Origin of the sequence: Chthonomonas sp., assembly GCF_035294505.1 — a bacterium.
Taxonomy (GTDB): domain Bacteria; phylum Armatimonadota; class Chthonomonadetes; order Chthonomonadales; family Chthonomonadaceae; genus Chthonomonas.
In genome coordinates, this window is sequence record NZ_DATGKU010000151.1 from 1 (window position 1) to 3741 (window position 3741).

A 3741-nucleotide genomic window follows, 5' to 3' on the forward strand; every position below is an offset into this window, starting at 1 on the left:
GAAGGAGGACAAGTTGCAGGAGGCGCTGGACGCTTTTCAGCACGCGATTCAACTGAATCCGAAATTTGCCGATGCCTACAACAATTTGGGCGTGGTCTACGAGCGTTTAGGCAAAAAAGATCAGGCGCTGGCCGCCTATCGCAAGGCGGTGGAGATGGACCCCAAAAACCGACCGGCCAGAGCGAATCTCAAACGCCTTTCAGGAGAGAAGTAGTGGCACTGCCCCGATCGGAACGTGGAAAGGGTGTATCACGCCTCAGACAAACTTCTTGGACACAGCTCTTCGGTAAACCGGTTGCCATCGTATGCCTTACCCTTTGGGGAATGTTGCTAGGGGTATCGGCAACCTGCAGCGGGCCGGCCATATTGCAAACGGCCCCCACGGCAACTGCAAAGCCCGATGTAAAGCTGCTCTATTTTGGAGAGGATTTGCTGAATCCCTCCGAAGAGGGAGATGTGGTACTGATGTGTGTGGTCTGTAATAGGGGAGATAGCCCGGTTCCGGCCAACAGCCTGCAGTTGCGCTGTCTTGCCCTATCCGGTCTAGACTATACCTCTGGCGACATCACCCCCCTTCTTCCGGCGTTAGCACCGCATCAGTCCGTGGTCTATCGGTGGCGGCTTGCTCCTACAGGGGAGGGGCCCATGCTGGCTTCGGCCATCCTCCAATCGGCGCAGACACCGGCAGGAGAGGTGCCTACGGTGCTTCAGATCGCCTCCACAGCACCACCTCCTCTGCAAGGAGTGCCTCACTTCGGTTCTCCCTTACCTACCCAGAAGGCACCGGCTGCGGGAGTAGATGCCCAGGGGGCTTGGGTAGGCGCAAATCGCATAGGGCTACGTCTGGTGCGTACGCAGGACGGGCGACCGCTTTTGTTGCTTTCAACGCGCAACGGTTTGGAGTGGCAGATGGCGGGCATGGCATGGCCTCTCCTTCGGGTCTGCTCTGCCGAGGATGCGATAGAACCGTGGTGGCATGCGTTTTATTGGGAAAACACCCGTGTGCAAAACTCCAAAACGAGCGCAACCCTTACCCTTGTAGGTTCCGTGGGAAGGCTTTGGCATGCGGAGATAAGCTTTACCGTTCAGCCAAATACAGCCTCAGTAGCCTGTAGCCTCCGGCTCGTTGCGCGCGCCAATCTACGTCTCCGCGCGTTGCAGCTGCCGCGGTTGCTTATCCCAAACACGTTTGCACCTCCTCCGGCCAACGGCACACCTTTGGTTCTCAACCAGGACGACCCCAATCCACTGGAGCAAACGCCTCTGGTGGCGGCCTATCATTCCGGTGTCGTAACAAGCGGCATTATCGCTGCTGCAGCGCCGTTGACAAACCTGCGATGGGCATGCCATCAGGGTAGCGCCGCCGATGTCTCCATTATCGCCCCAGAATGGCAAGCCGACGGCGGCGATCCGCTTATTCTGGCAAAGGCCTCACTCGTGGTGAACTTTCGACTTTTTGCGCTCGCACCAAGTCTCACGATCAGCGATGCATTGCGCTTTCAGACCCCATGAAGATACGCTGTTTCGCTAAAATTAACCTTACGCTAGACGTGTTCAGCAAGCGTGCCGATGGCTATCATTCGCTTGCCACCGTTATGCAGAGCATTGCGCTGCATGATCTTCTTACGCTGCTGCCCTCGGAGGCCTCTGGCATTCGCTTTACGTGTGAAGCACCCGATCAAATAGAGGTGCCGACCGACTCAAGCAATTTAGTTTTTCGAGCCGCGCAACTCCTTTGGGAGCGGGCCGAGCAGAAAGGGTGTGCGTCTTCGGGCGGTTTATCGCTTCATTTACAAAAGCGAGTGCCTTCGCAAGCCGGTTTAGGAGGTGGCAGCAGCGATGCGGCAACGACCTTATGGGCGATTCAGCGTTTTTTGCGACTTCCGCTTAGCCCACAAGAGCTTCATGAGTGCGCTCAGGAACTGGGTTCCGATGTCCCCTTCTTTCTTTTAGGTGGCACCGTGGTGGCCCGAGGACGTGGTGAGCAGCTTACCCCTCTGCCCGATATCCCGCCCTTTTGGTTGGTCATAGTGAAGCCGGATATCGGCATCTCGACAAAATGGGCTTATGAAGCGCTCGACGCCCGGCCCGATCGCCGTTCCCATCGGGCCACGAAGCGTATGGAGGAGGCGATTCTTCACGGGGATTTTGAGCGAGCGATGGCCTTTCAGTGTAATGACTTCGAGCAGGTGGTTTTTGAAGCCTACCCACAGCTGGCCTGGCTTGCGGATGAAATGCAGATGGCCGGAGCGCTGCAAACCCATCTTTGCGGCAGCGGTTCCGCTCTCTACGGCGTTTTCGCCGATCAAGGCGCTGCCTTACGCGGTGCCGAGTTGCTCGGCAAACGCTACTCCCACGTCTACGTTACCCACACGCTCACGCGCGAACGTTTTCATCAACTGCGCCTCATGGAGGAGGAATGATCCCTGTTGTGATTTTGGCCGGTGGTAAGGCCAAACCGGAACTGCAGGCGGTGATAGGCTGCCCTCATCGTGCCCTCGCCGTTGTCAACGGCAAAACCCTGTTGGAGCATGTGGTAGAAGCGATGCAGGAGGCCGGCATAAAGTCTCTTTGTGTTGTGGGGGATATGCCTGCGAGTGCCGCCTATCATATTCTGCCCGATCACGGCGATTTCGTTACGAACCTTTTTGCGGGGCTGTCTTTTTTTAAGGAGGAGCCTTTCGTTCTGGTCTCTACGTGTGACCTGCCCTTTCTCACCGGAAATGTTGTTTTGCGGTTTATAGAAGACTCGCTGCAGCTTGCAAAGCGCGAGCGTGCCGGTTTTATTTGGCCTATTGTGCCGGTTTCTCTCTGTTATGAGCGGTTTCCGAATATACGTCGTACCTCTTTACGGCTAAGCGAGGGCGTTTTTACGGGGGGCAACTTAGCCCTTATTGCGCCTACGGCGCTTCTCACCCAGCAAGATAGAATCGCGTCGGCCTACGCGGCTCGAAAAAGCCCTCTTCGCTTGGCGCAGCTTCTCGGCGCTTCTGCCTTGCTACGATTGCTTCTTTCACAGACCCTCTTTCCCTCGCTGTTAACCGTATCGTGGTTGGAAACGCGAGTTTCCAACTTGCTCGGCAGTCCGGCCCGCGCACTGCATTCGGAACATCCGGAATTGGCGACCGATCTCGACAAACCCGAGGATTTTCGCGGTCTTGTGGAGCGCGAAAAGAGAGCTTAGAAGTTTCGAGGCCTATTGAAAGCAGGAGGGTTCAACCGTTCTTGAAGCTCCGCTATCCGACTTTCGATCTCTGTTTTCCGCTCTCCAAGCTGTTTGCGCTGCAGAATAGTTATAAGCATATTCAACTCTTCACGCCATCTATATATCTCTTTTCTTCGAAAGACAAGCAGTTCTCTCCACAGTTTTAGCTTCTCGATAGTATATTCGCCTGCTCGCGTCTTTGAGACTAAGGTGCCGTTCGGTTCCGTTTTCCAATGAAGGTCATGATCGCCTTCAGGAGTACAGGGATCGATGAAATAGAGACCATCCGCTATCTGCTCTGGTGAGGGCCAGATAGCCCCTTTGTTTTCATTACATTCCCTACAGGCCCAGTAGAGGTTGGTATATTCGCATTCTAGGTCAGGATGGGGATAAAGCCCTCGAATCGGTCGAAAATGATCGATGCAGTAGTTAGCCTCGCCTCCTACCATGGTTTCGTGGAGAGTGCAATATGCGCAGCAAAATCGGAAATCTTTGCGTAGCTGAGGGCGATATTTGCGATAATCTTTGTATCTTCG

4 protein-coding genes and 1 pseudogene are annotated in these 3741 nt (G+C 55.1%); 4 read left to right on the plus strand and 1 reads right to left on the minus strand.

Going from position 1 to position 3741, the window contains the following annotated elements:
* The 4 genes from VKV18_RS08480 to VKV18_RS08495 all read left to right on the plus strand — a co-directional run.
* Nucleotides 1-214 (plus strand): tetratricopeptide repeat protein (locus VKV18_RS08480; RefSeq protein ID WP_324203773.1); only part of this gene is annotated, 214 nt, incomplete at its 5' end.
* Complete coding sequence (locus VKV18_RS08485) at nt 214-1512, plus strand: hypothetical protein (RefSeq protein WP_324203774.1); 1299 nt, start codon at nt 214-216, stop codon at nt 1510-1512. The genes VKV18_RS08480 and VKV18_RS08485, both read left to right, overlap by 1 nt.
* Nucleotides 1509-2423 carry a 4-(cytidine 5'-diphospho)-2-C-methyl-D-erythritol kinase gene (gene ispE, locus VKV18_RS08490; RefSeq protein WP_324203775.1) on the plus strand — a complete coding sequence of 305 codons (915 nt, stop codon included), beginning with the start codon at nt 1509-1511 and terminating at the stop codon, nt 2421-2423. Before VKV18_RS08485 ends, ispE begins: the two co-directional genes overlap by 4 nt.
* The gene (locus tag VKV18_RS08495) at nt 2420-3184 is read left to right on the plus strand and encodes a nucleotidyltransferase family protein (protein ID WP_324203776.1); all 765 of its coding nucleotides are present in this window, start codon (nt 2420-2422) and stop codon (nt 3182-3184) included. The genes ispE and VKV18_RS08495 overlap by 4 nt, the downstream gene beginning before the upstream one ends.
* On the opposite strand, the pseudogene VKV18_RS08500 reads toward VKV18_RS08495, so the two are convergent.
* Nucleotides 3181-3741, minus strand: a pseudogene (locus tag VKV18_RS08500) (hypothetical protein); the annotation flags it as partial. The gene VKV18_RS08495 and the pseudogene VKV18_RS08500 sit on opposite strands and share 4 nt — an antisense overlap.